Raw genomic sequence first — 25788 nt, 5'->3', positions numbered from 1 at the left:
CCTCAGCCGAGCTGGACGACGGCCTTCGACATCCCGAGGACCTTCTGCCCGCCCGTGGTGGCCAGCAGGTCGACCTGCACCCGGCGGCCCTCCAGCAGCTTGGCGACCTTGGCCGACACCTCGACCACCGCGCCGACCCCGTCGTTCGGCACCGGGACCGGACGGACGAAGCGGACGCCGTACTCGACCACCGCGGCCGGGTCGCCGACCCAGTCGGTGACCACCCGGATCGCCTCGGCCATGGTGAACATGCCGTGCGCGATGACGTCCGGCAGGCCGACCTCCAGCGCGAACCTCTCGTTCCAGTGGATCGGGTTGAAGTCCCCGGAGGCGCCCGCGTAGCGCACCAGGGTGTCGCGGGTCACCGGGAAGGACTGCGCCGGCAGCTGGGTGCCGACCTCGACCTCGTCGTAGCTGATCGCCATCGTGCTCACTCCCCCGCCTCGTCGGCGGCCCGGGCCACCAGCGTCATGACCGACGTCACCACGTGCTCGCCGATCGCGTCCGACACCTCGCCACGCACGGTGAGCACGTCGTTGCCCGCCAGCGACTTGATGTTGTCGATGGTCACCGCGACCGTCAGCCGGTCGCCCGCCAGGATCGGGCGGGTGTAGGCGAACTTCTGGTCCCCGTGCACCACCCGGCTGTAGTCCAGGCCCAGCTCCGGGTCCTCGACCACCTGGGAGGCCGCCCGGTAGGTGATCACGAACGGGAAGGTCGGCGGGGCGATCACGTCCGAGTGGCCCAGCGCCTTCGCCGCCGCCGGATCGGTGAACGCCGGGTTGGCGTCACCGATCGCGATCGCGAACTCGCGGATCTTCTCCCGGCCCACCTCGTACGGCTCGGTGGGCGGGTAGGTCCGCCCGATGAAGGAGGGGTCGAGCGCCATGGCAGCTCCTCGAAAAGCGGGTGGATACGAAAAAGCTCCGGGCCGCACCCCCCTGGAGGGATGCGGCCCGGAGTTCAAGACCTGAATTCACACAGGCCCGATGATGCCCTGCGTGAGGGTCAGCGGGTCTCGCGGTGCGCGGTGTGCGAGTTGCAGCGGGGGCAGTGCTTCTTCATCTCAAGACGGTCCGGGTCGTTACGCCGGTTCTTCTTGGTGATGTAGTTCCGCTCCTTGCACTCCACGCAGGCCAGCGTGATCTTCGGGCGGACGTCGGTGGCAGCCACGGGAGTGCCTTCCTTGGACAACGAATAAGAACACAACAAGAGTAGCCGACCGGGAGTGCGATCTCCCGACCGACTACGCGGGGTAGCGGTGACCGGACTTGAACCGGTGACACAGCGATTATGAGCCGCTTGCTCTACCAACTGAGCTACACCGCCACGGTGATCCGCAGCACAGCCGAGGCTGACTGCTTCTCACCAGAGCCCCCATGCGGAATCGAACCGCAGACCTTCTCCTTACCATGGAGACGCTCTACCGACTGAGCTATAGGGGCGAACGAGGAAGAGATTACACGTTTCGCGCCCAGAGGTGAAATCCGTATCCCGACGCGAAGTCCGCAGGTCGGCGAGGTGCACGGACGAACGATCCAAGGCCCCGCGTTCGATCGGCCCCGGAGCCGCACGGCCCGACCCGATACGACTATTGCCCGCCTCCCGGCGCCCCGCGCCCTCGCGCCATAGGCTCGACCCTCATTGACCGGGACGGCCCGGGACCAGCACGGTCCGGCCGACCGGACGGGCCAGGGCGGGAAGGAGCCGGCGATGGACAGCTCAGCCGCCGACGGGCCGCACTCCGGCCCCGGCCCTGCGGCCAACCCGCTCGGGCACGGCCCCGTCCTCCTGCTCACGGGCGCCCGGCTCGCGGACGGCCGGGTGGTGGACGTCCGGATCAGCGGGGACCGGATCCAGGCCGTCGGCACGGTCGGCAGCCTCGGCCCGCTGCCCGCACTGCCAGGCGCCCCCACCGTGACCACCGGCGCCCGGATCGACCTCACCGGCTACCTGCTGCTGCCGGCCCCCGCCGAGGCGCACGCCCACTACGACACCGCCTTCTCCGCCGCCCTGCCCGCCCCGCCTCCGGACACCCCCGCCGACCTCACCCGCAGGGTCACCGAGGCCGCGCTCACCTCGCTCGGCTACGGCGCCACCGCCCAGCGCACCCACGTCCGGATCGGCGACGTGCACGGGCTGCGCCGGCTGGAGGCGGTGCTCACCGCGCGGCAGGCGCTGCGCGGCCTGGCCGAGCTCCAGGCGGTGGCGATGCCCCGGCTGCTCACCGGGCGGGCCGGCGCGGACGGCCGGGCGCAGCTGCGCGACGCGCTCAAACTCGGCGCCACCGCGGCCGGCGGCTGCCCCGAACTGGACCCGGACCCGGCCGGGTACGTCCAGGTGCTGCTGGACGCCGCCCGGGAGGCGGACTGCCCGGTGGACCTGCACACCACGGCCGCGGACCACGCACGACTCGCCAGGCTGGCGGGTGCGCTGGCCCCGCTGCGGCCCCGGGTGACGCTCGGACCGTGCGGGGCGCTGGCCCGGGGCGCCGCCGCGGCGCTGGCCACCAGCGGGGTGCGGGTGGTGTGCCTGCCGCAGAACGGCGGCTGCACCGGACTGGAGGGCCGCTCGTCGGGTCTGCGCCCCGGACTGCTGCGGGAGTTGGTGGAGGCCCGGGTGCCGCTGGCGGCGGGCAGCGGCGCGCTGCGGGACCCGTCCAACCCGGTCGGCCGGGCGGATCCGCTGGAGGCGGCCTACCTGCTGGCGGCGAGCGGGGAGCTGGACGCCGACGCGGCGTACGACGCGGTGGCCAACCAGGCCCGCAGCGCGCTGGGGCTGCCGCTGGTCCGGGTGGACGCCGGGTTCCCGGCGGAGCTGCTGGCGGTGCGCGGGGACAGTCTGGCGGGGGCGCTCGCGGGCGGCCACAGCCGGCTGGTGGTGCACAGCGGACGGGTGGTCAGCCGGACCAGCGCGGTACGGGAGTTCGCGGACACCGTGGCGCTGGCGCTGCCCCGGCAGTCGGGGAGCACCGGCGGGGGTTAGCGCCCGTCCCGCGGATCCCGTCGGCCGGATCCCGCCCGGCGGCGGCCCCGCGGCCGGGCAGCCGGGGAAGCCCAAGGGGCGCGCAGCCTTGGCTGCGCGCCCCTCCCCCACTACTGGCCGCCGTTCGACGGGCGGCTGGAGCGGTCCCGGGCCTCCCCCACATAGGAGCCGGTCCCGCTCGGTCGACACCGACACTACGCCCACGGAGCACCGCCCCCGACCGGCCTTGACGCCCCCCTGTCGCCCGCGGGAACGCTCTTGACGGGCCGTTGACGCGACGGGACCGGACCGGCCCGGGGCTCCCGGCTCAGCCCCGGCCCGGCTCAGGGCTCAGAGCTCGCGGCTCCCGGCTCAGGGCTCAGGGCTCGTACCGGTAGCCGATCCCCGGCTCGGTGATCAGGTGCCGCGGCCGGGCCGGATCGCGCTCCAGTTTGCGGCGCAGCCCGGCCAGGTAGACCCGCAGGTAGTTGCCGCGCCCCTCCTGGGCCGGCCCCCACACCTCGCGCAGGATCTGCCGCCCGGGCACCAGCCGGCCGGGGTTGGTCACCAGCAGGGCGAGGATCCGCCACTCGGTCGGGGTGAGCCGCACCGGGCCGCGCGGGCCGGTCACCGTGGTGGCGGTGAGGTCGACGGTGTGGTCGCCGATCACCGGCCGGCCCGTTGGGGCGCCGACCGGCGGCCGGCGCAGCACCGCCCGCAGCCGGGCCAGCAGCTCGTCCATCAGGAACGGCTTGGTCAGGTAGTCGTCGGCGCCCGCGTCCAGGGCGCCCACCTTGTCGGCGGCGCCGGACCGGCCGGAGAGCACGATGATCGGCGCCGCGCTGCGGGTGCGCAGGCCGCGCAGCACGTCCATGCCGTCGAGGTCCGGCAGGCCGAGGTCGAGCAGCACGGCGTCCGGGGCGCGGTGCGCGGCGCGGTCCAGCGCCTCGCCCCCGCTGGCCGCGGTGCGGACGGCGTACCGCCGGGCGCTGAGGTTGATCCGCAGGGTGCGCAGCAGCGCCGGCTCGTCGTCGACGACCAGGATCTCACTCATGGACGGGCTCCTCCGCGGTCGCGACGGGCAGGGTGAGCAGCATGGTGGTGCCGCCACCGGGGGTGTCCTCGACCTCCAGGCTGCCGCCCATGGCCTCGGCGAGGCCGCGGGAGAGGGCCAGGCCGAGGCCGACGCCGGTGGTGTTGTCGGTGTCGCCGAGGCGCTGGAAGGGCAGGAAGACCCGGTCGCGGTCCTCGGGCGCGATGCCGGGGCCGCGGTCGATCACCCGGATCTCCACCTGGTCGGCGTGGTGGCTGGCGGTCACCAGGACGGGTGCGCCGGGGGCGTTGTGGCGCAGCGCGTTGGTGATGACGTTGGCGAGGACGCGTTCCAGCAGGGGTGGGTCGGCGAGCACCGGCGGGGCGGTCTCCAGGTCGAGCGGCTGGACCGGCGCGTACGGGTCGGCGAGGCTGTCGAGCGCCCGGGGCAGGACCTCGTCGACGTGGATCCCGGTGAGGTGCAGGGTGAGGGCGCCGGCCTGGAGGCGGCTCATGTCGAGCAGGTTGTCCACCAGACGGGTGAGTTTGACCAGTGATTCGTCGGCGGTGGCGAGGAGTTCGGCCTGGTCCTCGGGCGAGAACTCGACGTCGGGGCTGCGCAGCGAGCCGACCGAGGCGAGGGCGGCGGCGAGCGGGGTGCGCAGGTCGTGGCTGACGGCGGCGAGCAGGGCGGTGCGCATCCGGTCGGCGGCCTTGATCGGCTCGACCTCGGCGGCGACCACGGCGAGCCGCTCGCGTTCCAGGGCGGCGGCGGCGTGGGCGGCGAAGGCGGTCAGCACCCGCTGGTCGGCGGCGGGCAGCCGGCGGCCGGTGAGGACCAGCAGGGCGTCCGTGGCCACCGGGACCTCGGTGGTCTCGGCGGGGGCGCCGTCCTCGTCCGGCTGCCCGGCCCCGGAGTGCGCGATCACCTCGCCGTCGGCCCGGGAGAGCAGGGCGACCGTCCGCATGCCGAAGGCCGTCCGGGACTTCTCCAGCAGGGCGGGCAGCGCGTCGGCGCCGCGCAGCACGCTGCCGGCCAGGGTGGAGAGGGTCTCGGCCTCGGCGGTGGCGCGGGCGGCCCTGCTGGTGAGCCGGCCGGCGTGGTCGACGACGGTGGAGACGGCGAGGGCGACGGCCGCGAAGACCACCAGGGCGACGATGTTGTTGGTCTCGCCGATGGTCAGGGTGTGGATGGGCGGGATGAAGTAGTAGTTGAGCAGCAGCGAGGCGGTGACCGCGGCCAGCAGGGCGGAGGTGGCACCGCCCAGCAGCGCGACGATGACCACGCCGAGCTGGAAGATCAGCGCGTCGGTGGTGAGGTTGATGCTCTCGTGCGCCTGGGAGAGCACGGCGGTCAGCAGCCAGGGCAGCGCGAACCCGGCGGCGTAGCCGGCGACGGTGCGGCGGCGGGAGTGGCGGCGGCCGAGCGAGGGCAGCCGGCCGCGGCCGGTGAACGCGTGGGTGACCATGTGGACGTCGATGTCCTCGGAGGCGTCCACGGTGGTCTCCCCGATGCCGGGGCCGGTGAGGAAGCGGTTGACCCGGCCGCGGCGGCTGGTGCCGAGCACCAGCTGGGTGGCGTCGTGGGCGCGGGCGAAGGCCAGCAGCGCGGTGGGGATGTCGTCGCCGACGACCACGTGGTAGCCGCCGCCGAGGGTCTCCACCAGTTGCCGCTGCTGGGCGAGCGCACCGGAGGAGGCGCCGGCCAGGCCGTCGCTCCTGGTGACGTGGACGGCGAGCAGCTCGCCCCCGGCGGTGCGGTCGGCGATCCGGGCGGCGCGGCGGATCAGGGTCTCGCCCTCGGGGCCGCCGGTGAGGGCGACCACGACGCGCTCCCGGGTCTCCCAGACCCGGTCGATGTTGTGGGTGGCACGGTAGTCGCGCAGGCCCTCGTCGACCCGCCCGGCGACCCAGAGCAGGGCGAGTTCGCGCAGGGCGGTGAGGTTGCCGACCCGGAAGTAGTTGGAGAGCGCGGCGTCCACCTTCTCGGCCTTGTAGACGTTGCCGTGGGCCATCCGCCGACGCAGGGCCTGCGGGGCCATGTCGACGAGTTCGATCTGGTCGGCCCGGCGGACCACCTCGTCCGGGACGGTCTCGCGCTGCGGGATGCCGGTGATCTTCTGGACGACGTCGTTCAGCGACTCCAGGTGCTGGACGTTGACGGTGGTGATGACGTCGATCCCGGCCGCCAGGATCTCCTCGACGTCCTGCCAGCGCTTGGCGTTCCGGCCGCCGGGGATGTTGGTGTGCGCCAGCTCGTCGACCAGCACGACGGCGGGGCGGCGGGCGAGCACGGCGTCGAGGTCCATCTCCTCGAACCCGGCCTCGCGGTAGGTGCGCCGGGCCCGGGGCAGCACCTCCAGACCGGCCAGCATGCCCTCGGTGTGGCACCGCCCGTGGCACTCGACGTACCCGACCACGACGTCGGCCCCGCGCTCGCGTCTGCGCCGGGCCTCGTCCAGCATCCGGTAGGTCTTGCCGACCCCCGGCGCGGATCCGAGGTACACCCTCAGCCGGCCACCGCGGATGCCGGTGCCGGGGGTGAGGTCGCGGGGCATGGGCGCTGCTTCTTTCCATCGGGAGGGAAGGCCGGGCGTGCCTTCCGTCGGGAGCGGAGGCCGGTCTGGTCCCGTCCGGGGAAGCGGACGGGGACGCGGACGGGGACGCGGGCGGGGACGCGTGCGACCGGCCCGGGCGCGGGAGCCGTTCTCCCGCGCCCGGGCCGGCCCGGTCACTCGATTCCGTGACGATGTGTCACTTCTGCTCGCTGAGAGCCTTGTTGAGCAGGACGACGTTGACGCCGTCCTGGCCGAGGAAGCCGAGCGAGCGGCTCTCGGTGTACGTGTCGACGAGCCGGTTCAGCCTGTCGACCGGCAGGTTGCGGGCCTTGGCGACCCGGTTGACCTGCTCCCTGGCGTAGGCCACCGAGATCTGCGGGTCGAGGCCGGAGCCGGAGGCGGTCAGCGCGTCGGCCGGCACGCTCGCCGGGTCCACGCCGTCGAAGGCGGCGACGGCGGCGCGGCGGTCCTGGACGGCCTTCAGCAGGTCCTCGCTGTTCGGGCCCTGGTTGGAGGCACCGGAAGCGGAGGCGTCGTAGCCCGCTCCGGCGGCGGAGGGCCGGGGCTGGAACCACTTCGGGTCCGGCTGGGCCTCCTCCTTCGGGTCGTCCGGGTTCTTCTTCGGCAGGTTGAAGTTCTGGCCGATCAGGCTGGACCCGATCTCCGTGCCGTCGGCCTTCACGATCGAGCCGTTCGCCTTCTCGCTGAAGGCGACCTGGGAGATGCCGGTGACCAGCAGCGGGTAGGCGACTCCGAGGATCACGGTGAGCACCAGGAGCACGCGCAGGGCGGTGAAGTGGGTCCGCACGGCGGCGGGCAGGGGCTTGGACATCGCGGTGGACTCCTCTCTCAGTTGAGGCCGGGGATGAACTGGACGATCAGGTCGATCAGCTTGATGCCGACGAACGGCACCACCAGACCGCCGAGCCCGTAGATCCCGATGTTGCGGCGCAGCAGCGAACTGGCGTCGGAGGGGCGGTACTTCACCCCGCGCAGGGCGAGCGGGATAAGGCCGACGATGACCAGGGCGTTGAAGACGATCGCCGAGGTGATCGCGGACTGGGGGCTGTGCAGGCCCATGATGTTGAGGTGGCTCAGGCCCGGGTAGACCCCGGCGAACATCGCGGGGATGATCGCGAAGTACTTGGCCACGTCGTTGGCGATGGAGAAGGTGGTCAGCGCACCGCGGGTGATCAGCAGCTGCTTGCCGATCTCGACGATCTCGATCAGCTTGGTCGGGTTGGAGTCGAGGTCGACCATGTTGCCGGCCTCCTTGGCCGCCATGGTCCCGGTGTTCATCGCGACGCCGACGTCGGCCTGGGCGAGCGCGGGGGCGTCGTTGGTGCCGTCGCCGGTCATCGCGACCAGCTTGCCGCCCTCCTGCTCCTTCTTGATCAGGGCCATCTTGTCCTCGGGGGTGGCCTCGGCGAGGAAGTCGTCCACGCCCGCCTCCTCCGCGATCGCCTTGGCGGTCAGCGGGTTGTCCCCGGTGATCATGACGGTCTTGATGCCCATCCGGCGCAGCTCGTCGAAGCGCTCCCGCATGCCCTCCTTGACCACGTCCTTGAGGTGGATGACCCCCAGCACGCGGGCGGGCTCGCCGCCAGCCTTCGTCGCGACGACCAGCGGGGTGCCACCGGCGGCGGAGATGCCGTCGACCAGGGTGGAGACCTCGTCGGTGACCCGGCCGCCGTTGTCGGCGACCCAGGCGGACACGGCTGCGGCCGCGCCCTTGCGGACCTGGTGGACACCGTCGGCCTCGTCCAGGTCGACGCCCGACATGCGGGTCTGGGCGGTGAACGGCACCCAGGTGGCGTGCGTCAGCTCGCCCTGGGCACGGGCCCGCAGACCGTACTCGGTCTTGGCGAGGACCACGATCGAGCGGCCCTCCGGCGTCTCGTCCGCCAGCGAGGACAGCTGCGCCGCGCTCGCCAGTTCGTCGGTGGAGACGCCGTTCACCGCGAGGAACTCGGCGGCCTGGCGGTTGCCCAGCGTGATGGTGCCGGTCTTGTCCAGCAGCAGGGTGTTGACGTCACCGGCGGCCTCGACGGCGCGCCCCGACATGGCCAGCACGTTGCGCTGCACCAGGCGGTCCATGCCGGCGATGCCGATCGCGGAGAGCAGCGCGCCGATGGTGGTCGGGATGAGCGCCACGATCAGGGCGACCAGGACGATCATCGACTGCGGAGCGCCCGCGTAGGTGGCCATCGGCTGGAGCGTGACGACCGCGACCAGGAAGACGACGGTCAGCGAGGCCAGCAGGATGTTCAGCGCGATCTCGTTGGGCGTCTTCTGCCGGGCGGCGCCCTCGACCAGGGCGATCATCCGGTCGATGAAGGACTTGCCGGGCTCCGCGGCGATCCGCACCACGATCCGGTCCGACAGCACCTTGGTGCCGCCGGTGACGGCGCTGCGGTCGCCGCCGGACTCGCGGATGACCGGCGCGGACTCACCGGTGATCGCCGACTCGTCGACGGACGCGACGCCCTCGACGACGTCGCCGTCACCGGGGATGACCTGCCCGGCCTCGACCACCACGTGATCGCCCAGCCGCAGGGCCGTCCCGGGGACCTCCTCCTCGGCCTGCGAGGCGGGCCAGTCGGTGAGCCGTCGGGCGACGCTCTCGGTCTTGGTCTTGCGCAGGGTGTCGGCCTGGGCCTTGCCGCGGCCCTCGGCGACGGCCTCCGCCAGGTTGGCGAACACGGTGGTCAGCCAGAGCCACAGGGTGATGACCCAGGCGAACACGGACGGGCTGGCGATCGCGGAGACGGTGGTGACCACCGAGCCGACCTCGACCACGAACATCACCGGGTTCTTGACCATCACCCGGGGGTCGAGCTTCTTCACCGCGTCCGGCAGCGAGGCGACGATCAGCTTCGGGTCGAGGAGGCCGCCGGACACTCTGTGCGGCGCGGCGGACTCGGCCCGGTCGGTCCGGTCGGCCGGTGCGGGGGTGAGCGTGGGAGTGGACATCAGGAGGAGAGACCTTCCGCGATCGGCCCGAGAGCCAGGGCCGGGAAGTAGGTGAGGCCGACGACGATCAGGACGACGCCCGACAGCAGGCCCACGAACAGCGGCTTGTGGGTGGGCAGGGTGCCCGGAGTGGCCGGAACCGGCTGCTGCCGGGCGAGCGAGCCCGCCAGCGCCAGCACGAACACCATCGGCAGGAACCGGCCGAACACCATGCACAGGCCGAGCGCGGTGTCGTACCAGTCGGTGTTGACGGTGATGCCCCCGAACGCCGAGCCGTTGTTGTTGCTCGCGGAGGTGAAGGCGTACAGCACCTCGGAGAAGCCGTGGGCGCCCGAGTTGAGCATCCCTCCCCGCTCACCCGGCAGCGCCATCGCCACACCCGTACCGACCAGCACGATCGTCGGCGTGGTGAGGATGTACAGCGAGGCGAACTTCATCTCCCGGCCGCCGAGCTTCTTGCCCAGGTACTCCGGGGTGCGCCCGACCATCAGACCCGCCACGAACACCGCGACGACCGCCAGGATCAGCATCCCGTACAGACCGGAACCCACACCGCCGGGCGCGATCTCGCCCAGCATCATGTTGAAGATCGTGATCCCGCCGCCGAACGGCGTGAACGAGTCGTGGAAGGAGTTCACCGCACCGGTCGAGGTCAGCGTCGTCGACGCCGCGAACAGGCCCGAGGCCGCGATGCCGAACCGCTGCTCCTTGCCCTCCATCGCGGCACCGGCCGCCTGCAGGGCGCTACCGGAGTGCTGCGACTCCGCGAAGGTGATCAGGGCCGCCGAAGCCACCCAGAAGATCCCCATCACCGCGGCGATCGCGTAGCCCTGGCGGTTGTCGCCCACCATCCGGCCGAACGTCCGGGGCAGCGCGAACGGAATCAGCAGGATCAGGAAGATCTCCAGCCAGTTCGTGAACCCGGTCGGGTTCTCGAACGGGTGCGCCGAGTTGGCGTTGAAGAAGCCGCCGCCGTTGGTACCCAGCTCCTTGATGACCTCCTGCGAGGCCACCGGACCGCCCGGGATCCTCTGCACGTCGCCCGCGAGGCTGGTCACCTCGTGGAAGCCGTGGAAGTTCTGGATCACACCGTTCGCGACCAGGACGAGCGCGAAGACGAACGCGACCGGCAGCAGCAGCCGCAGGTTGATCCGGACCAGGTCGACCCAGAAGTTGCCCAGCCGGTCGGTCCTGTTGCGGGTGAACCCGCGGATCAGCGCCGCCACGATGGCGATGCCCACGGCCGCGGAGACGAAGTTCTGCACCGCCAGGCCCGCCATCTGCACCAGGTGGCCCATCGCGGACTCGCCGCTGTAGGACTGCCAGTTGGTGTTGGTGACGAACGAGATCGCGGTGTTCCAGGCCTGGTGGCCCTCCATCTGCTGGACGCCCAGGTTCAGCAGCAGGTGGCCCTGCAGGCGGATCAGGCCGTACAGGAAGAGGACGGAGACGGCCGAGAAGGCCAGCACCGAGCGCAGGTACACCGGCCAGCGCTGATCGGCGTCCCCGTCGACGCCGATCACCTTGTAGATGCCGCGTTCGAATCTCAGGTGCTTGGAGGTGGTCAGGATGCGGGCGATGTAGTCGCCCAGGGGGCGGTAGCACAGGGCCAGCGCGCCGACGAGGGCGAGGGCCTGCAGCCAGCCCGCGAGAGTGGAGCTCATGTCAGAACTTCTCCGGGTAGATCAGCGCGACGACGAGATAGCCGACCAGCGCGACGGCCACGATCAGACCTGCGATGTTCTCGGCGCTCACAGCTTCTCCACCCCCCGCGCGATCAGGGCGATGACGGCGAACACGGCGACCGTGACACCGACGTAGATGAGATCGGACATGGCTCCACCAGCGTGGTTCGAGAGACTGCCGCGAACGGGCCGGGGCCCGGCGCGGCGCCGGCGGAAGGCCGGCAGATGCAGCCAAGCAGCCGCCGGGGGCGTGTCACGGAGGCCCTGACGCCCTCCATACGGGTGAGGGCGGGACGTTGACGGGACCTTGACGCGAACGGCCCCGGACGGCGAACGGCCCCGGAGGGCGAACACCCTCCGGGGCCTTTGAGCTGCGCGTCAGCCGGTCACGTCGGCACCCGCGGCCGTCCGCGGCCGGCGGACCACCGCACCGGTGCGCGGGCGCGGTGCGTGGTCGGTCACGGCTTCGTGCCCCTGACGCGGCGACGGGCGCTCCTGACACGCTCCTGACGGCCGTGCGGCGCCGGACGGGGGTGGGGGGCCGCTGTCCCGGCGGGCGCCGGTTGGGAAGACGACCAGCTCTTGCGAAGGACCCCCGGCGCGCACCCGCGCACCCGGGACACCGCACTCACGCTGAACGGCCCGGCCCACCCTCGGACCCCACTCTGCTGCCAGCTGCCAGTAATTGCAAGCAATGCGCAACAAGTGCACCCCCGGCGCCGCGACGCGAAAACGACAACGGCCCCCGATCCGCGTCTCCGCAGATCGGGGGCCGTTCTCCATCCGGTGGCTGGTGCAGGGTTCGAACCTGCGTAGCTTGCGCGACAGATTTACAGGCCGCTGACCAGGGGCGTTCTGACCTGCGAGACCTTGATCACAGACCGGATCTGGTCCGCCCCTGGTCCGGATCATGATGGAGCATCTACTGAGACGTCGCCCGCTCAGCGTGCCACTCAAGGCTCCGCCGTCCGTGCAGACCGACCGGCGCCTTGAGCTCGGCCACCAGGGCGTCGAGCTCCCGCAACGCTCGCGCCCGATGAGCGGCGGCCTCGGGAAGGGCCTTGTTCGGCGCACCGGCAAGGAGTAGCAGCGAGCCAGTGCGGAAGCCGAGCTGGGCCGGTATCAGGTTCCGCACCACCCAGCCGGCACGCGAACGGCTGGCAATGGCGTGTGGGTCTTCGTTGCGGAACTGGGCATGGGCCAGCCCAAGTTCCTCAGCCATCCGAACACCACCCTCACCCACAAGAGGAACGAGCAGGTCCCTCACCTTCTCTTGCTTCCCCTTTGAGAGACTGAGAGCAGCATTCACGACATCCTCAGCGAACTCGTGGATGCGATCGGCGGTCAGCTCTGGCGCTGGTCCGGAGAGCCCCACCGTCATGCCACTCACAGCGTCAACGTGAATGATCACGGACCGGATCGACCTCACAGCCGACCTGATGTCGACCTCCGCTGCTGCCCGGGCCTTCCCCAGCTCTTGGCGGCGCGCCACCAGCGCTGCAGTGAACGGGGTCACTACCAGGGTCACGATGGCCGCGATCGGAATCGCTGGCCAGATCTGAGCCCACAGCGACCTATCAGAGCCGCCGGAAGCCTGCACGAGATGTTGGATCACGCGCGCAGTCTCGCGACCGCTCCCCGATCCATCAACCCCTGGAGAGGCTAGCTCCTGGCTCGCCCCCATGGCCGAACTCAGCAAAAAACCTCAGACCACCAACCAGGACTGTTCTGACCAGGCGAATCTTGCCCTCACACCGGATCTGGCCCGCCCCTGATCCGGATCAGCTCACTGAAGCAGAGCCCAGCAGCCCGGGACCGCCGCATGCATATCCTCCCGCCCCGGCGGGTCTAGCTGCTTCACTGTCTACGTGACGGACAACTGGGGGGCAGTCATCTCAGCAGCATCCGCACTCGGTGGAGTGGGGTTCACAGGGCTGTTCGGAGTTCTGAAGGGCCGCCAAGAGCGTCTTGCTCAGCAGATGAGCGCCAGAGATGAGCGCCGCTCCGCACATCGCCTTGAACGTCGCGAGGCATACATCCGACTGATGGCTGCCATGAAAAGGGTGCAGGCGGCAGGGCACACCTGTCGGCTTGCCGTTCCGCCCTCATCCGAGCCCTGGCCAGAGATCTGGAAGAACTACTTCGAAACGCTTGAGGCCCTTGATCGCGAAGCGGAATATGTTCGACTCGAAGGCCCTCCCGAGGTGAGCGATGCAGCCCGAGACCTCAACACCGCTGCGGTGCGCTCCTACCGTGCGCTTGAGGCCGCGGCTGAAGCCCACCCGGGCGCGACGCAGTCGCTTGCGTCCCTCCTTGATGACGAGCAGCGGTCCCGACACGGGGAAGAGGTCACCGAGTTGCGTGACTTTATCGCTAAGGCTCGAAGGGCGCTCGGCGGCGAAGATCCAGGGTTCACGCAAGGTTAGTAGCGACCCCAACCAATCCACTCCCGCGCGCCACCTGGAAGGCCGGGCTGGTACTCACGCCCCGACGACCGGGTCACCGACCCCAAGGTCTAGCCGGGCCTGCGAGTGGTAGGCGTTGAGCAACTCGACCAGGACGGGCCCGTTCGACGCCCCGGTGTGCTCGCGGGCCGCGACCTCGGACTCCCACAGCGCGACGTTCACCGCCTTCGCCGCCTCCACCGCACCCGGACTCGCGAGCAGGACCAGCGTCTCGAAGAGCGCGGACCGCTGGATCTCCACCTGCTCCATCGTCGCCAGGAACTCCGCCCGCTCCGTCGACCCCGCCTCGGCCTGCCTGGCCCGCTTGGCGACCGAGTCGATCTCCTTCACGCAGGTCGCGTACTGCACGTAGGTGTCGAGCTTCCGCTCGTCCCACCGTGCGGCCATCACCCGCCGGTGCTTGGTTCGCTCCGCCCACCCCGTGGCGACGAACGAGGTGAGCGCGCCCAGCAGGACGCCCACCAGCGTGACGATCTGAGTAATCATCACCCAGAACCTACCGACGGCACCCACCCCGCAACAGTGCTCAGGGCGGCAATCCTGGGCTTAGGCTCTCCCATAAACAACTTTCGCTGGAGAAGTTGTCTTTGTTGGGCAGGAGCGCCAGACTGCATTCGACGGGAACCTTGTCGGACCGTCCGACACAGTGAGAGCTTCCGCGCACAGGCGGGCCCGGCCCTGGCTGCAACCAGAACCGGGCCCTCAACGCGGGTTAAGTAGGCCCGGCCGACTTCCCACCGGCCGGGCCTACTGCTACCCACGCCGCTGCCGTCCGTCCTCGGCTCATACCTAGCGGATGAACCTCCCCACATGCTCGGCAATCGTGACCATGACTCCGAGCCCACTGATGAAGACCAGCCACCATTCGGGACTGTTCATCCGCTTGCTCGGCCTTCGTGACCTACGTGCCATGCCAGGACCCCTCCTACTCGACCCCGCCGGGCGCTACCCCAACGGGGGTGCAATACGGGCCCGGTTGAGCCCGAAACGAGGGGAGCTTCGGGGACCTGACTGTGAGAAGCCTAGCGTCGCGCACTGCCGCTGGTGCGCGGGTTCATGGACGGGCGGAGCGACCACTGAATCTTTAAAAACAACTTCGATTAACCCGCCTAGTAAAAGTGCAGAGTGTGGTGATGTGATCTGCTTCCGAGGCTGCAGATCGCTCGCCCTATGGGCCTTACAGGGCTTCGGCGTGTCGTTCGAGGCATCTATGGCACACAAGAAAGTGATGTCAGTCACATCCGAATGTCCCGCAGCTCGCCGCCTAGCCCGTCACTACACCAGGAAGAGCATCTGCGACTCGCTCCATCGAGTCCACAATCACCACGGCGCCAGCGGCGGCCAGCTTGGCGCTTTTCCCCGGCTTGTTGGCGTAGCCGATCGTCGGCACGCCAGCAGCCTTCCCAGCCTCGACGTCGCGGGCCGCGTCGCCGATAAAGATGCAGTGCTCCGACCTGGTGCCCGCGGCCTCCATCGCTTCGAGCAGGAGGCGCGGGCTCGGCTTCATGGATGAGGGATCACCTGGGACGCGCCCGAAGACACCGGCCACGTAGTCACTGAGGCCGTGTTCGGCGAGGTAGGCCCCGATGGCCGCGCCCGCGTTGTTGCTGACCACGGAAACCAGGCGGCCGGAGCGGGCGCAGGCGCGAAGAACCGATTCTCCGCCGGGGGTCGGTTGGGCGACCCGGACGGCTTCGGTCTCCAGAACGGCGAGCGCGGCATCCGTGCTCGCCGTGAGGTCAGTTCGGGCGTCCGCGACCAGCCGGAGCAGGGCGAGCGGGTCGCTCTCCTCCTCCGCCCCGACTGGGGCCTGCTCGCCGGCGACGAGCAGGCCCTCAAGGAGTCGACGCGCGACCTCCGGAGCGGGCAGGCCAGCGAAGACCGAGCACACCGGGCCGTCGAAGTCGAGGAGGACGTGCTTCACCGGCCGCAGCACGTCGGCGAGTTGCTGAGGGGTGGCGATCATGGCTGCCGCTCGTAGGCGATCGTGCTCCACACGCTGTCGAACCACATCTGGGCCTGCTGGACGTACTGCGAGCCGAGCGAGGCGTCGTCCGGGCCGGCGGCGTGGTGGAACAGGGTGGTGTCCTTACCGGTGACGTCGTAGAAGGTGTGGGCGGTGTCGTCGATCGCCACGGTGCGCTCGCGGAGCGGGTAGAAGCCGAAGAACGCCTCCGACCGGTTCAGGATGTACAGCTTGAACAGGCTGGACGCCCGGTGCACCTTGACCTGGACGCTCGCCTTCTGGACCAGACCGAGCTCGGCCAGCATCTCCACCGAGTGCGCGATCCCGCCGGCGTTCGTCAGGGCGATGTTGCGGGCGCGCTGCCGAAGGGCGGCTTCGTCCTGGAGCCCGTCGACCAGAACGGGCACCGCCATGGGCGCCGTGGTGTCCGGCAGCAGCAGGCGGACCGTGATGGACTCCGGCGCCAGCCGCCCGGAGCGGACCTTGTCGAGCGGTTCCTGCAGCGCGTTGTGCAGCGTCTCGCTGGAGAAGCCGGCGAAGTCGAGAGTCACCTGCTGCTGCTCGAAGGCGGCCTCCAGATGTGGCCGCAGCCCGACCGGGCGCGAGGTGCGCTCCCGCACAAAGGAACCGCTCCCCTGCCGGGTCACGATCAGTCCCTCAGTCCGGAGCAGGTCGAGCGCCTTGTCCACCGTGCCGCGCGCCACGCCGAAGTGCTTCGCCAGCTCGGGGCCGGAGGGCAGCTTGTCGCCGGTCTCGAAGCCGGGCTTCTTCGTGAGGATCGAGGCCCGCAGAGAGCTGCTGACCTGCCGATACGGGGGGCGCGAGTCATCCGGGTCCAGGGCCATGGACCAATGCTAGGGGAGGTGCCCAACAGGCGCGAGAAACCCAACTCTCTTGACCTGCCTAAGCAGGTTGCCTATGTTGTGCGTGTCGCACCGAGTGAGACAGGGGTGACACGGAGGGGCCTTCTTTGGGCTGCTCTGACCTGCACGAATGCGCCCGCGAACGGCCGGCTTCCGCCGCGCCCAGGGCGAAGGGGCCCGGGACAGATCGGGCCGAGGTACCCGGCGCCTTGGCAGTCCGGAGGGCAAGCCGTCCACGCCTGAACGGGAGCGCGCTCCCCAAGAGGACGGCACCTCGGGCCCTGCTCCGCTTCGGCGGGTGGGGCCCGAGCTGTGAACGAGTGACTTTGGCCCGGCCCCTCCGCTCGCGGTTGGGCCGTGGCGATGGCTACTCGTGCACCACGAGTAGCTGGGCCCGCATGAGATGGGCCGCCGCGCCCCCGGCCAAGGAACGCGCGGCAGCCCTCAGGCCCACCCCCTACGAGAGAGGAGGTAGCCCCGTGAGGACGATTGTTGCAGGCCAGAAGGCCTTGAACGAGGACGAGTTCGCCGAGTTGGCGCTCGGCTTCACCGCGGACTCGGAGTCCACCCGGCTGTTCACCGGGGTGCCCAGTGAGGACGACGCCGAGCGGTTCGCCCGCATGGACGCCGCCGACGGCATCCTGGCGGACCTGCGCCGGGAGGACCCGGTGCTGGCCGCCTACGCCGCGCGGCTGCTGAGCAAGGCGCCGGTGCCGCTGCGGCGGCCCGCGATGATCCGCCGCACCGCCCACGCCGGACGGGTGGCCGCGTGATGACGGGCCGCGCGCTCACGGCGCTCACGGCCGCTCACTCGTCGCTCATCACGCGCCCGCTGGGCGCCGGGTGGTGGTCGCGGTGAGGGCGTCGACGAACCTGGAACAGATCCGCTCGGCCGAGAAGGCGTTGACCGTGGGCACCTGGACGATCACGCTGGGCGCCGTCCTCTACAGCATGCTCACGGTGACGCCGCTGATGTCCGGACACACCCCCGAGGGGTGGCGGTGGACGGCGCCGATCCTGCCGCTGGTCGTGGACGCGGCGGTGGTGATCGTGGTCCGGATGGACAGCACGCTCGCCCGACTCGACGGCGACGGCGGCCGGTGGCCGGTGGTGCTGCGCTGGATGACCGGCGCCATGACGGTGCTGCTCAACGTGGGTCAGTCCGCCCTGGAGCACGACGCGGTCGGGGTGGCGGTCCACGCGGTGGCGCCGCTGCTGCTGATCGTCACGGCGGAGACCTCCCTCGCGTACCGGCGGGCGATCGCTGCCGCACTGGCCGCGCGAGCGGCTCGTGAGCGCGATGAGCGGGCCGAGCGTGAACGCAGCCAGGAGGAGCGTCGGCAGCGCGAGCGTGCGGACCGGATCGCCGAGTACGAGCGGGCCGACAGGGCCGAGCGTGAACGCCGTGAGCACGACGAGCGGATGGCCGACAAGCAGCGTGAGCACGAGGAGCGGCTGGCCCGTGAGGAGCGGACCGAGCAGGCCCGCCGGGAGGCCGCCGACCGCGACGAACGGCAGCGCCGGCAGGACGCCGAGCGGGCCGACCGCGAGCGCCTTGAGCGCGAGGCGAGCGAGCGCGAGCGCCGTGAGCGCGAGCGTGAGCGGACCGTCGAGCAGGACATCGAGCGGCTCCGCCAAAAGCTCCTCTCCGCGCCGGCCGTGGACGAGCGCCTGCCCGAGGAGCAGGCCCGCCTCACGGTCCAGAACTGCGTCGTGGCCCGCATCCCGCAGCGCCGGGCGGCCGAGCTGACCGGCTGGTCCGCCGGCTGGATCGCCAACCGCTACCAGGAACTGCGCGCCGCCGAGCGCCCTGCCCTGCACGCCGTGCCCGCCCGCGGCGACGGGCCCACCACTCGACCCACCGAGGAGCAGGCATCGTGACCGCCGTCGAGACCCGCGCCACCGCCGCTGACCACGTCACCACCGTCGGCGCCGACCACCTGCCGACCGTCCAGGCTGGCAGGACGGGCGGTGCCCGGTGAAGCCGATCCGCAACGTGCCCGGTCTGGGCACCGCTCGCCTCGACCACGGGGGCGTCACCTACCGCCTGGCCGAGCCCCTGACGATCGATGAGGTCAGCGGCCTGCCCCGGGAGGACTGGTGCCACCGCCTGACGGTCACCGACGCCTCCGCCGACGGCCGATACGCCGCCGAGTTCCACGCGATCTGCGAGCTGGACGGCGAGCCGTTCGTGCTGGTCGGCCGGATCGGGGAGGCCACCTGATGCTCGGCTTCGGCAAGAAGCAGTCCCCCCAGCCCCAGTCCCGCCAGCAGCGCAGGGCGAAGGCCGTCCGCAAGGCAGACCGTGCCGGAAACGCCGCGATCGACGCGCTCCCCACCAGCCGCTCCATCACGAACTGGCACTTCACCGCCCCGCGCTCCACCTGACCCTCCCCTGGGCCCGGCCTCCCCTGGCCGGGCCCCTACCTGGAGAACTGACCATGGACTGGCTCCTGGGCCTGCTCTACCCGATCCTCGCGGTCGGTGCCGGCGTCACCGTGTGGCTCCTCCGCCGGGAGGAGAACCGGTGACCGTCCCCCCTCCCCCCACTGCCCCACCGACTGTCGGCGGCCCTCCCGGCGCCAAGTGGTGGAGCAAGGGCGGCCCGTGGAGCCAGCCGGCTCCCGCTCCGTCGCCCGAACCCATCGACCTCCGCAAGACCGAGCCGACCGGCCCCGCCGACGAGGTCGAGGACCAGGCCGTCGAGGACGGCGACCAGGACCACCCCGAGACCACCCCCAAGGCCGACCAGGAGCGGTACGACCTGCGGACCGTGGCCGAGAGCCTCCGCCTGCTGATCAGCCAGACGCCCGAGGAACAGGCCGAACGCGCCCGCAGGGACCGCGAGGAGCACTACCGGCAACAGGGGGAAACCCCCGACGAACGCGAGGACCGCCACCGTGCCGAGCAGCGCGTCCAGGAGCGCCGGGCCTCCGTGCTGTGGCGTCAGCCCCAGTCCGAGCGCGCCCGCCGGTTCCGCCGCTGGTGCATCCTCACCGCCACCTCCGCGGTGCTCGGCTACCAGATGGGCGCCGTCCAGCTGGCCGCCCACATGCCCCTAACCGTTGCCGCGATCGCCGCGGCCGGTGCCTGGCTCATCGACCTGCGCATGCGCGGCTGGGGCCACGTCCGGGTCTCCGAGGTCCGCGGCTTCCCCGGTCTCACCGTCTTGATCCTCGTGCGGGTGCCGTTCGCCTCCGCCCTGGTCGGCGCCCTCGGCCTGGCTCCCTTGATCACCCTCCTCTCCACCTCCCACCACTGACCACAGGAGATCACCATGGACTCCCAGCTGCTCGGCTCGTTCGGCTCGGGTGGCCTCTGCCTGGCCATCGCCGTGTGGATCATCCTCGGCAGCCGCAAGGCCGACAAGCAGGGCAAGCTCGCCAAGAAGCACAAGGACGAACACACCGCCTGGCTCATGATCGTCTTCGGGATCTTCGCCGCCGGGGCCGGTCAGGCCTTCTCCGCGCCGGGCACGGTCGGCGAGAGCCTGACCCACGCCTTCACCACGCAGAACGCCTTCGGCAACGTCGGTGCCGGCGCGGTCGCCGCGATCCTGACCCTGGTCCTGTTCGGCACCAAGCCGACTCCGGTCAAGGACTCGGTGCTCGGCGCGACCGTGCCGTCCGTCTACGCCGCCGCCGGCGGGATCTGGGCACTGCCGCTGACGGTGATCGGCTCCGTCATCAAGAGTCTGGTGGGGGCCTGATGAAGCCCCGCCAGTACCTCGCGGGTGTGTCGGTCACCGCGCTCGGCCTGGGCAACCGCCTGATCATCCGGACCCTACGGCCCCACATCTCAATCACCCGCCAGCAGGTTGGGGGAGCGCTCGGCCTGGGCCTGTTCTTCTCCCCCGTCCTGGCCCGCCCCGTCGCCCGGTACGCGCCGACCACGATCACCGTCCTGCTCGTCCTCTGGGTGGTCGTGGCCGTCGTGGTCGGCAACACCGAGGCCGCCGCCGAACTCGCGAAGGCCGACGCGGAGAGGCGCGCGAAGGCCGCCGCCGACAAGGCGAGGAAGGCGAAGGCCGGCGACCGGGCCGCATGCGGTGGAGAGCCCGATGCCGACCAGGCCGACGAGCTCCAGGACGCACCCGCCGACGCCGACCTGTACGCCCTGATCCGGTACGTCGCCCAGATGTCCGACCAGGGCACCGCCGCCCACCTCTCCCACGTCCTCGAAGAGGGACAGGCGAGGGGCCTCTTCGAGGGCTGGCAGGTGCCCGATCTGAGGGCCCATCTGGCGGGACTGGGAGTGGCCCTGGTGGACGGCAAGAAGCTCACCTTCAACGGCCGCCAGCGCAACCGCCTCGCGGTGGCCGTGGACGCCCTCCCTGAGGCAGCCCCCGGCACCGTCCCCGCGGTCGTCCAGGACGCCGCCTGACCCCGCTCCCCCGCACCCTCCCGCTGCCCTTCACGAGCGGCGGTAGGGCGGTAGGAACCGCAGGTCAGCGCAGCCCTACCGCCCTCCCTACCAACCCCTACCTACCTCCCTACCTCCTCCAGCCGGCACCCGCCGGGAGGGGAAGTCGATCACCAGAAGGAGAGCGCCATGGACCAGAACCTCGCCGCTGCCCTCGCCGCGGACGACGCCGCTGAGGACGCCGGCATGCACCCCGACGACCGCCGCACCTGCTGGACCCACCAGTGCTGGGCCGAGGACTGCATCGACCGCCCGATGCACACCAATCTCAGCGTCTTCAGCTGACCCTCTCCCGTCCCCAAGGCCCTGTCCCCCAACAGCCCGACGGACGCGGCCTCATGACGGCAGCCCCGTCGGGATTCCCAGCGAAAGGCACCACCGTGTACGACTCCCACGACGGCCACGACGTCGCCGACTGGACGCCGGGCGAGTGCGACCACTGCACCGGCGGCGAGCCCGTCGAAACGCCGCTCGGCTTCATCTACTGCGCGTGCCAGATCGGCCAGGGCGCCGCCCCCGAGAACTGCCTCTGCGGCCCCGAGGACGACTGACCGGCACAGCACGAAGCCCCGCAGCAACCGCCGACCTTGCCGGGTGACATGCGGTTGCTGCGGGGCCAATCCGATCCCCTCTCAGAGACCAGAGGACTCCAGCATGCCCGGAAACACCGCCTCGCCGCAGCCCCGTTGCGAGGCCGCCCACCTCGGCGACGCCAGCCCCTGCGAGGGCCCGCGCGACGCCGTGACCGTCGTCGACCGCCACGGCGACGCCGCCAAGGCCTGCGTGCACCACGGCATCCGGCTGTACGCCAGCCTGGTCGGCCCCCGGGTCTACCCCGGCAGCGTCCCCGCCGCGGCCACGGAGGTCTACAACCGCGCCCAGACCACCTCCGCGTTCGCCTGGCTCGACCACCACCAGCTCCCCACGGAGGACGAGCGGTGACCGAGTACGCCCCGAACGTGATCCCGTTCCGGCCCGAGCCCGCCGAGGTCAAGGCCGCCGAGCAGGCAGTGATCGGCGCCGCCCTGCTCGACCCCGCCCAGATTCCCGCGCTCGCCACCCAGCTCGGCGACCCGGGCGTGTTCTACCACCCGGCGCACGAGACGATCTGGCGCGCCATCGTCCGCATGGCCGACGGCGAGCGGCCGGTGGACCCGGTGCTGCTGGCCGGTGTTCTGCGGGCCCAGGGCGACCTGGTCCGTGTCGGTGGGCCCGGCTACCTGCACACCTGCATCGCGGCCACCCCGACCGCCGCGAACGGTGACTACTACGCCGAGGTCGTGCGCGGGGCCGCCGAGCGGCGCCGGATCAACACCGCCACCAGCCGCCTGGCCCACATGGCCGGCGACGACCAGGCCGACCTGGACGCCGTCCGCACCGCCGCACTCGCCGCCCTGGCGGACCTCGCCTCCGGCGAGACCTGGCTCGACCCCGTCCCGCTCGGCTCCCACGGCGCCCTGCCCACCTTCCCCGTCCGTGCCCTGCCCGGCTGGGTGGGCGCGTACGTGGAGGCGGTGGCGGAGTTCACCCAGACCCCGGCCGACATGGCCGCCACCATGTCCCTGGCCGCGCTGTCGACCGCCGCCGGCGGGCGGGTGAACGTGGAGATCCGGCCCGGCTGGCGCGAGCAGTCGAACCTCTACCTGGTCTGCGCGATGCCCCCGGCCAGCCGCAAGTCCGACGTCTTCGCCTTCATGACTGGCGCGGTCTACCGCGTCGAGGACGAGCTCCGTGCCGAGGCCAAGGGGCGGATCATCGAGGCGGAGACCGCCAAGGAGACCGCGCTGGCCGAGGTCGAGGCGCTGATGGCCAAGGCCCGCAAGAACCCTGACCTCGACCGCGCGCACCTGGTGGCCGAGATCTCCGGTGCCCGGATGCTGGCCGACGAGATCGTCGTGCCACCGAGCCCGCGGTTGACCCTGTCCGGGGACATCACCCCGGAGACCGTCACCCACCAGCTCGGCGTGCACCGCTGCCTGGCCGCGCTCTCGCCCGAGGGCGACCTGTTCGACAGCATCGTCGGCCGCTACAGCAGCAAGCCCAACCTCGGGGTATTCCTCCAGGCCCACAAGGGCGAGCGGCTCCAGGCCGACCGGATCACCCGCGAGCAGCCCACCGTGGACAAGCCCGCGCTCACCATCGGGGTCACCCCGCAGCCCGCCGTCCTCCAGGAGCTCGGCGCCGCCCCCGGCGCCCGGGACCGCGGCCTGCTCGCGCGCTTCCTGTACTCCCTCCCGCCCTCCAACCTGGGCTACCGGAAGATCCGCACGACCCCCATCCCCGACGCCGTCGCCACCACCTACGACGTCCGTCTGTCCGCGCTCCTGCGCGCCCTCACCGCGTTGGAAGAGCCGGTCACCGTGAGGATGACCGAGGCCGCCGACCTCGCCGTCGAGAAGCTGCAGGAGAAGTTCGAGGTCCAGCTCCGCCCGGACGAGCCGCTCGCCCACATCAAGGACTGGGCCGGCAAGCTCGTCGGCCACATCGCCCGCCTCGCGGTCCTCCTCCACCTCGCCGACCACGTCGGCGGCGACTGGCGCGTACCCGTCCAGGCCGGCACCGTCGACCGGGCCGCCGAGATCGCCGAGTACTACACCGCCCACACCCTCGCCGTCTTCGACCTGATCGCCGCCGACCCCGCCACCGAGGACGCCCACGCCCTCCTCCAGTGGCTCCAGCGGCCGAAGAAGGACGGCACCCACCGCAGCCACATCAAGGCCCACGACGCCGTCGCGTCGTCCCGCCGGTTCAAGAAGGTCGTCGACGTCGAACCCGCCCTCGCCCTCCTCGAACAGCACGGCTGGCTCCGCACCGACCAGCCCCCGGCGAGCGGCCAGCGCGGCCGGCCCCAGGCCGTCACCTACCGCGTCCACCCGCTCCTGAGCACCCCCGCGGACACGCACTCGATCACGTAACCGTCAGGAACGTCAGGACAAAGCCCTGACCTGGCGATACGCCGCCGGACGAGCAGTCAGGGCACGTCAGGCCTGTCAGGGATAGCCGAGATCTCCTGACAGGCCTGACAACCCCTGACGCCGGGCCAGGGACCGTATCGGCAGGTCAGAGGGTTCCCCTGACATCCCTGACGCCTTCCGCCCTCCGCCGCCGACCGCGCGAGGGCTCGTAACCCTCCGCACCCACAGCAGGAGATCCGCCATGCCCAAGCGCGAACTGCTCAAGCTCCCCGTCGTGCTCGCCGAACTCGGCATGTCCCGTGCCGCCTTCTACCGGATGCGCGCCCGAGGCAAGGCCCCGCGCCTCATCAAGCTCCCCAACGGCCAGGTCCGGGTCGACCGGGCCGACCTGAACGCGTGGCTCGAAGCCTGCGAGGTGGCCGCCTGATGGCGACCTCGTACAAGGTCAAGTTCTGGGACCACCGACACCGCCCGGACCGGCGGGCGCCCTGGATGGTCCGCTGGACCGTCGCCGGGCGGGAGTTCTCCGAGTCCTTCCTGACCAAGACCGCGGCCGACGGCCGGAAGTCCGAGCTGATCTCGGCCCTCCGCGAGGGACAGCCCTTCGACGTCGGCCGTGGTCTGCCGCTCTCCGAGCTCCGCAAGGAGAAGCAGATCACCTGGTACGAGCTCGGCCGGCGGTACGTCGAGGCCCGCTGGGAGGGGGCTCCGGCCAAGACCCGCACAACCTGGGCCGACGCCCTCGCCACGGTCACGTTCGAGCTGGTGAAGTCGAAGGCCGGCATGCCGGACAAGCGGGTCGTCCGCCGGGCGCTCTACAGCTGGGCCTTCAACGTGAACGCGTGGGGCGAGGAGCCGCCGGCGGACTGGGCCAAGGCCCTGGCGTGGGTGCAGAAGCAGTCGGTGCCGGTCTCCGCCTTCGAGGAGCCGCCGATGGTGCGCCGCCTGCTGAACGCCCTCGCAGTGAAGCTGGACGGCAAGAAGGCCGCCCCCTCGGTCATCCTGCGGAAGCGCCGCATCCTGGGTCACCTCTTCGGCTACGCCGTGGAGGAGGGTTACCTGGCCGCCAACCCCCTGCCGACCGTGCAGTGGCAGCCGCCGGAGTCCGAGGAGGAGGTCGACCCGGGCCTGGTGGTGAACGAGGACCAGGCCGCCGCGCTCATCGAGGCGGTGGGACGCCAGGGGAAGCGCGGCGCCCACCTCCGGGCCTTCTTCGCCTGCCTCTACTTCGGCTGGCTGCGGCCGGCCGAGGCCGTGTTCCTCACGCTCGCCCGCTGCCACCTGCCCGCCGAGGGCTGGGGCTACGTGGTCCTGGACGAGACACGGCCGCGGGTCGGCTCGTCCTGGACGGACGACGGGACGTCGCACGACAAGCGCGGTCTGAAGCACCGGGCCGAGAAGGCGACCCGCCGCGTCCCGATCCCGCCCGAGCTGGTGGAGATCCTGCGGGACCACGTCGCCGCCTTCGGCGCTGCACCCGATGGCCGGCTGTTCCGGACGTCCCGGGGCGGGATGGTGCAGGAGAGCGGGTACGGGGTCGTCTGGCAGCGGGCCCGCGCCGAGGTGCTGTCGCCGGCCGAGTGCGCCACGAGGCTCGGCAAGCGGCCGTACGACCTGCGGCACGCGGGGATCTCGCTCGGGCTGAACTCCGGGGTCGACCCGACGGAGGTCGCCCGGCGGGCGGGACACAGCGTGGCCGTCATGCTCCGGGTCTACGCGAAGTGCCTGCACGGCACCGTCGAGTACGCGAACGAGCTGATCTCGAAGCGGCTCAACCGGAACCGCCGGACGTTGCCGCCGGCACCGGATCCTGGTCCGTAGCTGGTCCGTACGCGCTGGTCAGCGCCGGGATCCAGGCGGAACCAGGTGAGACAAACCACGCAAAACGCCCACCCGGCGTGACCGGTGTTCGAGCACGACAAAACAGCCCCTGATCTGCGTTTCC

28 protein-coding genes and 2 tRNA genes are annotated in these 25788 nt (G+C 71.3%); 15 read left to right on the top strand and 15 right to left on the bottom strand.

Features of this window, described 5'->3' with window-relative positions; genetic code table 11:
• Positions 1–2: 2 nt before the first annotated feature.
• The 5 genes from ACIRS1_RS11970 to ACIRS1_RS11950 all read right to left on the bottom strand — a co-directional run bounded on the left by ACIRS1_RS11970 (position 3) and on the right by ACIRS1_RS11950 (position 1445).
• On the bottom strand, positions 3–425 hold the full coding sequence (locus tag ACIRS1_RS11970) for a MaoC family dehydratase (protein ID WP_360209206.1): 423 nt from the start codon (positions 423–425) through the stop codon (positions 3–5).
• Positions 426–430: 5 nt separating this feature from the next.
• The gene (locus ACIRS1_RS11965) at positions 431–889 is read right to left on the bottom strand and encodes a MaoC family dehydratase N-terminal domain-containing protein (protein ID WP_360209208.1); all 459 of its coding nucleotides are present in this window, start codon (positions 887–889) and stop codon (positions 431–433) included.
• A gap of 119 nt (positions 890–1008) precedes the next feature.
• On the bottom strand, positions 1009–1173 hold the full coding sequence (gene rpmG / locus ACIRS1_RS11960; RefSeq protein ID WP_006604855.1) for a 50S ribosomal protein L33: 165 nt from the start codon (positions 1171–1173) through the stop codon (positions 1009–1011).
• Between the two features lie 83 nt (positions 1174–1256).
• Positions 1257–1329 (bottom strand) — tRNA-Met (locus tag ACIRS1_RS11955).
• A gap of 43 nt (positions 1330–1372) precedes the next feature.
• Positions 1373–1445, bottom strand: a tRNA-Thr gene (locus ACIRS1_RS11950).
• 268 nt (positions 1446–1713) lie between these two features.
• Between ACIRS1_RS11950 and ACIRS1_RS11945 the strand changes: the two genes are divergently transcribed.
• Complete coding sequence (locus tag ACIRS1_RS11945) at positions 1714–2985, top strand: hydrolase (RefSeq protein ID WP_402838740.1); 1272 nt, start codon at positions 1714–1716, stop codon at positions 2983–2985.
• A 358-nt stretch (positions 2986–3343) separates the two neighbouring features.
• Here the strand turns inward: ACIRS1_RS11945 and ACIRS1_RS11940 are convergent, their stop codons facing one another.
• From ACIRS1_RS11940 to ACIRS1_RS11910, 7 genes are all read right to left on the bottom strand, one after another.
• Positions 3344–4018, bottom strand: a complete 675-nt coding sequence (locus ACIRS1_RS11940) for a response regulator (RefSeq protein ID WP_402838738.1) — start codon at positions 4016–4018, stop codon at positions 3344–3346.
• Complete coding sequence (locus ACIRS1_RS11935; RefSeq protein WP_402838736.1) at positions 4011–6554, bottom strand: ATP-binding protein; 2544 nt, start codon at positions 6552–6554, stop codon at positions 4011–4013. The genes ACIRS1_RS11940 and ACIRS1_RS11935 overlap by 8 nt, the downstream gene beginning before the upstream one ends.
• 196 nt (positions 6555–6750) lie before the next feature.
• On the bottom strand, positions 6751–7386 hold the full coding sequence (gene kdpC / locus ACIRS1_RS11930; protein ID WP_402838734.1) for a potassium-transporting ATPase subunit KdpC: 636 nt from the start codon (positions 7384–7386) through the stop codon (positions 6751–6753).
• 17 nt (positions 7387–7403) lie between these two features.
• Entirely contained in the window at positions 7404–9527 is a 2124-nt protein-coding gene (kdpB, locus tag ACIRS1_RS11925; RefSeq protein ID WP_402838732.1) for a potassium-transporting ATPase subunit KdpB, read from the bottom strand.
• Positions 9527–11191: a potassium-transporting ATPase subunit KdpA gene (kdpA, locus tag ACIRS1_RS11920; protein WP_402838730.1), complete on the bottom strand. Its 1665-nt coding sequence runs from the start codon at positions 11189–11191 to the stop codon at positions 9527–9529. The genes kdpB and kdpA overlap by 1 nt, the downstream gene beginning before the upstream one ends.
• A 1-nt stretch (position 11192) precedes the next feature.
• Positions 11193–11282 (bottom strand): K(+)-transporting ATPase subunit F, encoded by a 90-nt coding sequence (kdpF, locus tag ACIRS1_RS11915; RefSeq protein WP_097237446.1) that lies wholly within the window; start codon positions 11280–11282, stop codon positions 11193–11195.
• An 852-nt stretch (positions 11283–12134) separates the two neighbouring features.
• On the bottom strand, positions 12135–12827 hold the full coding sequence (locus ACIRS1_RS11910; RefSeq protein WP_402838728.1) for a hypothetical protein: 693 nt from the start codon (positions 12825–12827) through the stop codon (positions 12135–12137).
• Between the two features lie 253 nt (positions 12828–13080).
• Between ACIRS1_RS11910 and ACIRS1_RS11905 the strand changes: the two genes are divergently transcribed.
• Positions 13081–13638 carry a hypothetical protein gene (locus tag ACIRS1_RS11905; protein ID WP_402838726.1) on the top strand — a complete coding sequence of 186 codons (558 nt, stop codon included), beginning with the start codon at positions 13081–13083 and terminating at the stop codon, positions 13636–13638.
• Between the two features lie 54 nt (positions 13639–13692).
• Here ACIRS1_RS11905 and ACIRS1_RS11900 read toward each other — a convergent pair whose 3' ends face one another.
• From ACIRS1_RS11900 to ACIRS1_RS11890, 3 genes are all read right to left on the bottom strand, one after another.
• On the bottom strand, positions 13693–14163 hold the full coding sequence (locus ACIRS1_RS11900) for a hypothetical protein (RefSeq protein WP_402838724.1): 471 nt from the start codon (positions 14161–14163) through the stop codon (positions 13693–13695).
• A 778-nt stretch (positions 14164–14941) separates the two neighbouring features.
• Positions 14942–15643 (bottom strand): HAD family hydrolase, encoded by a 702-nt coding sequence (locus tag ACIRS1_RS11895; RefSeq protein ID WP_402838722.1) that lies wholly within the window; start codon positions 15641–15643, stop codon positions 14942–14944.
• Positions 15640–16488, bottom strand: coding sequence for a GntR family transcriptional regulator (locus ACIRS1_RS11890; protein ID WP_402838720.1), 849 nt, complete (start codon positions 16486–16488; stop codon positions 15640–15642). The genes ACIRS1_RS11895 and ACIRS1_RS11890 overlap by 4 nt, the downstream gene beginning before the upstream one ends.
• A gap of 497 nt (positions 16489–16985) precedes the next feature.
• Between ACIRS1_RS11890 and ACIRS1_RS11885 the strand changes: the two genes are divergently transcribed.
• From ACIRS1_RS11885 to ACIRS1_RS11825, 13 genes are all read left to right on the top strand, one after another.
• Positions 16986–17279 carry a hypothetical protein gene (locus ACIRS1_RS11885; RefSeq protein ID WP_402838719.1) on the top strand — a complete coding sequence of 98 codons (294 nt, stop codon included), beginning with the start codon at positions 16986–16988 and terminating at the stop codon, positions 17277–17279.
• Positions 17280–17361: 82 nt separating this feature from the next.
• Complete coding sequence (locus ACIRS1_RS11880) at positions 17362–18387, top strand: DUF2637 domain-containing protein (protein ID WP_402838717.1); 1026 nt, start codon at positions 17362–17364, stop codon at positions 18385–18387.
• Positions 18388–18484: 97 nt separating this feature from the next.
• Complete coding sequence (locus tag ACIRS1_RS11875; RefSeq protein ID WP_402838715.1) at positions 18485–18730, top strand: hypothetical protein; 246 nt, start codon at positions 18485–18487, stop codon at positions 18728–18730.
• Positions 18730–18894 carry a hypothetical protein gene (locus tag ACIRS1_RS11870; RefSeq protein WP_402838713.1) on the top strand — a complete coding sequence of 55 codons (165 nt, stop codon included), beginning with the start codon at positions 18730–18732 and terminating at the stop codon, positions 18892–18894. Before ACIRS1_RS11875 ends, ACIRS1_RS11870 begins: the two co-directional genes overlap by 1 nt.
• Before the next feature lie 139 nt (positions 18895–19033).
• Positions 19034–19768: a hypothetical protein gene (locus ACIRS1_RS11865; protein ID WP_402838711.1), complete on the top strand. Its 735-nt coding sequence runs from the start codon at positions 19034–19036 to the stop codon at positions 19766–19768.
• A 15-nt stretch (positions 19769–19783) separates the two neighbouring features.
• The gene (locus tag ACIRS1_RS11860) at positions 19784–20215 is read left to right on the top strand and encodes a hypothetical protein (protein ID WP_402838709.1); all 432 of its coding nucleotides are present in this window, start codon (positions 19784–19786) and stop codon (positions 20213–20215) included.
• Entirely contained in the window at positions 20215–20889 is a 675-nt protein-coding gene (locus ACIRS1_RS11855; protein ID WP_402838707.1) for a hypothetical protein, read from the top strand. Before ACIRS1_RS11860 ends, ACIRS1_RS11855 begins: the two co-directional genes overlap by 1 nt.
• A gap of 168 nt (positions 20890–21057) precedes the next feature.
• Positions 21058–21213, top strand: coding sequence for a hypothetical protein (locus ACIRS1_RS11850; protein WP_402838705.1), 156 nt, complete (start codon positions 21058–21060; stop codon positions 21211–21213).
• A gap of 95 nt (positions 21214–21308) precedes the next feature.
• On the top strand, positions 21309–21479 hold the full coding sequence (locus ACIRS1_RS11845; protein ID WP_402838703.1) for a hypothetical protein: 171 nt from the start codon (positions 21309–21311) through the stop codon (positions 21477–21479).
• Between the two features lie 103 nt (positions 21480–21582).
• The gene (locus ACIRS1_RS11840) at positions 21583–21870 is read left to right on the top strand and encodes a hypothetical protein (protein ID WP_402838701.1); all 288 of its coding nucleotides are present in this window, start codon (positions 21583–21585) and stop codon (positions 21868–21870) included.
• Positions 21867–23843 carry a DUF3987 domain-containing protein gene (locus ACIRS1_RS11835; protein ID WP_402838699.1) on the top strand — a complete coding sequence of 659 codons (1977 nt, stop codon included), beginning with the start codon at positions 21867–21869 and terminating at the stop codon, positions 23841–23843. Before ACIRS1_RS11840 ends, ACIRS1_RS11835 begins: the two co-directional genes overlap by 4 nt.
• Before the next feature lie 241 nt (positions 23844–24084).
• Complete coding sequence (locus ACIRS1_RS11830; RefSeq protein ID WP_380412776.1) at positions 24085–24270, top strand: helix-turn-helix transcriptional regulator; 186 nt, start codon at positions 24085–24087, stop codon at positions 24268–24270.
• The gene (locus ACIRS1_RS11825; RefSeq protein ID WP_402838696.1) at positions 24270–25664 is read left to right on the top strand and encodes a tyrosine-type recombinase/integrase; all 1395 of its coding nucleotides are present in this window, start codon (positions 24270–24272) and stop codon (positions 25662–25664) included. The genes ACIRS1_RS11830 and ACIRS1_RS11825 overlap by 1 nt, the downstream gene beginning before the upstream one ends.
• Positions 25665–25788: the final 124 nt, after the last annotated feature.

Source organism: Kitasatospora sp. NPDC101176 (assembly GCF_044768035.1).
Taxonomy (GTDB): domain Bacteria; phylum Actinomycetota; class Actinomycetes; order Streptomycetales; family Streptomycetaceae; genus Kitasatospora.
The sequence above is the reverse complement of the archived record's forward strand: the minus strand, read 5'-3'. Positions and strand labels throughout refer to the sequence as shown.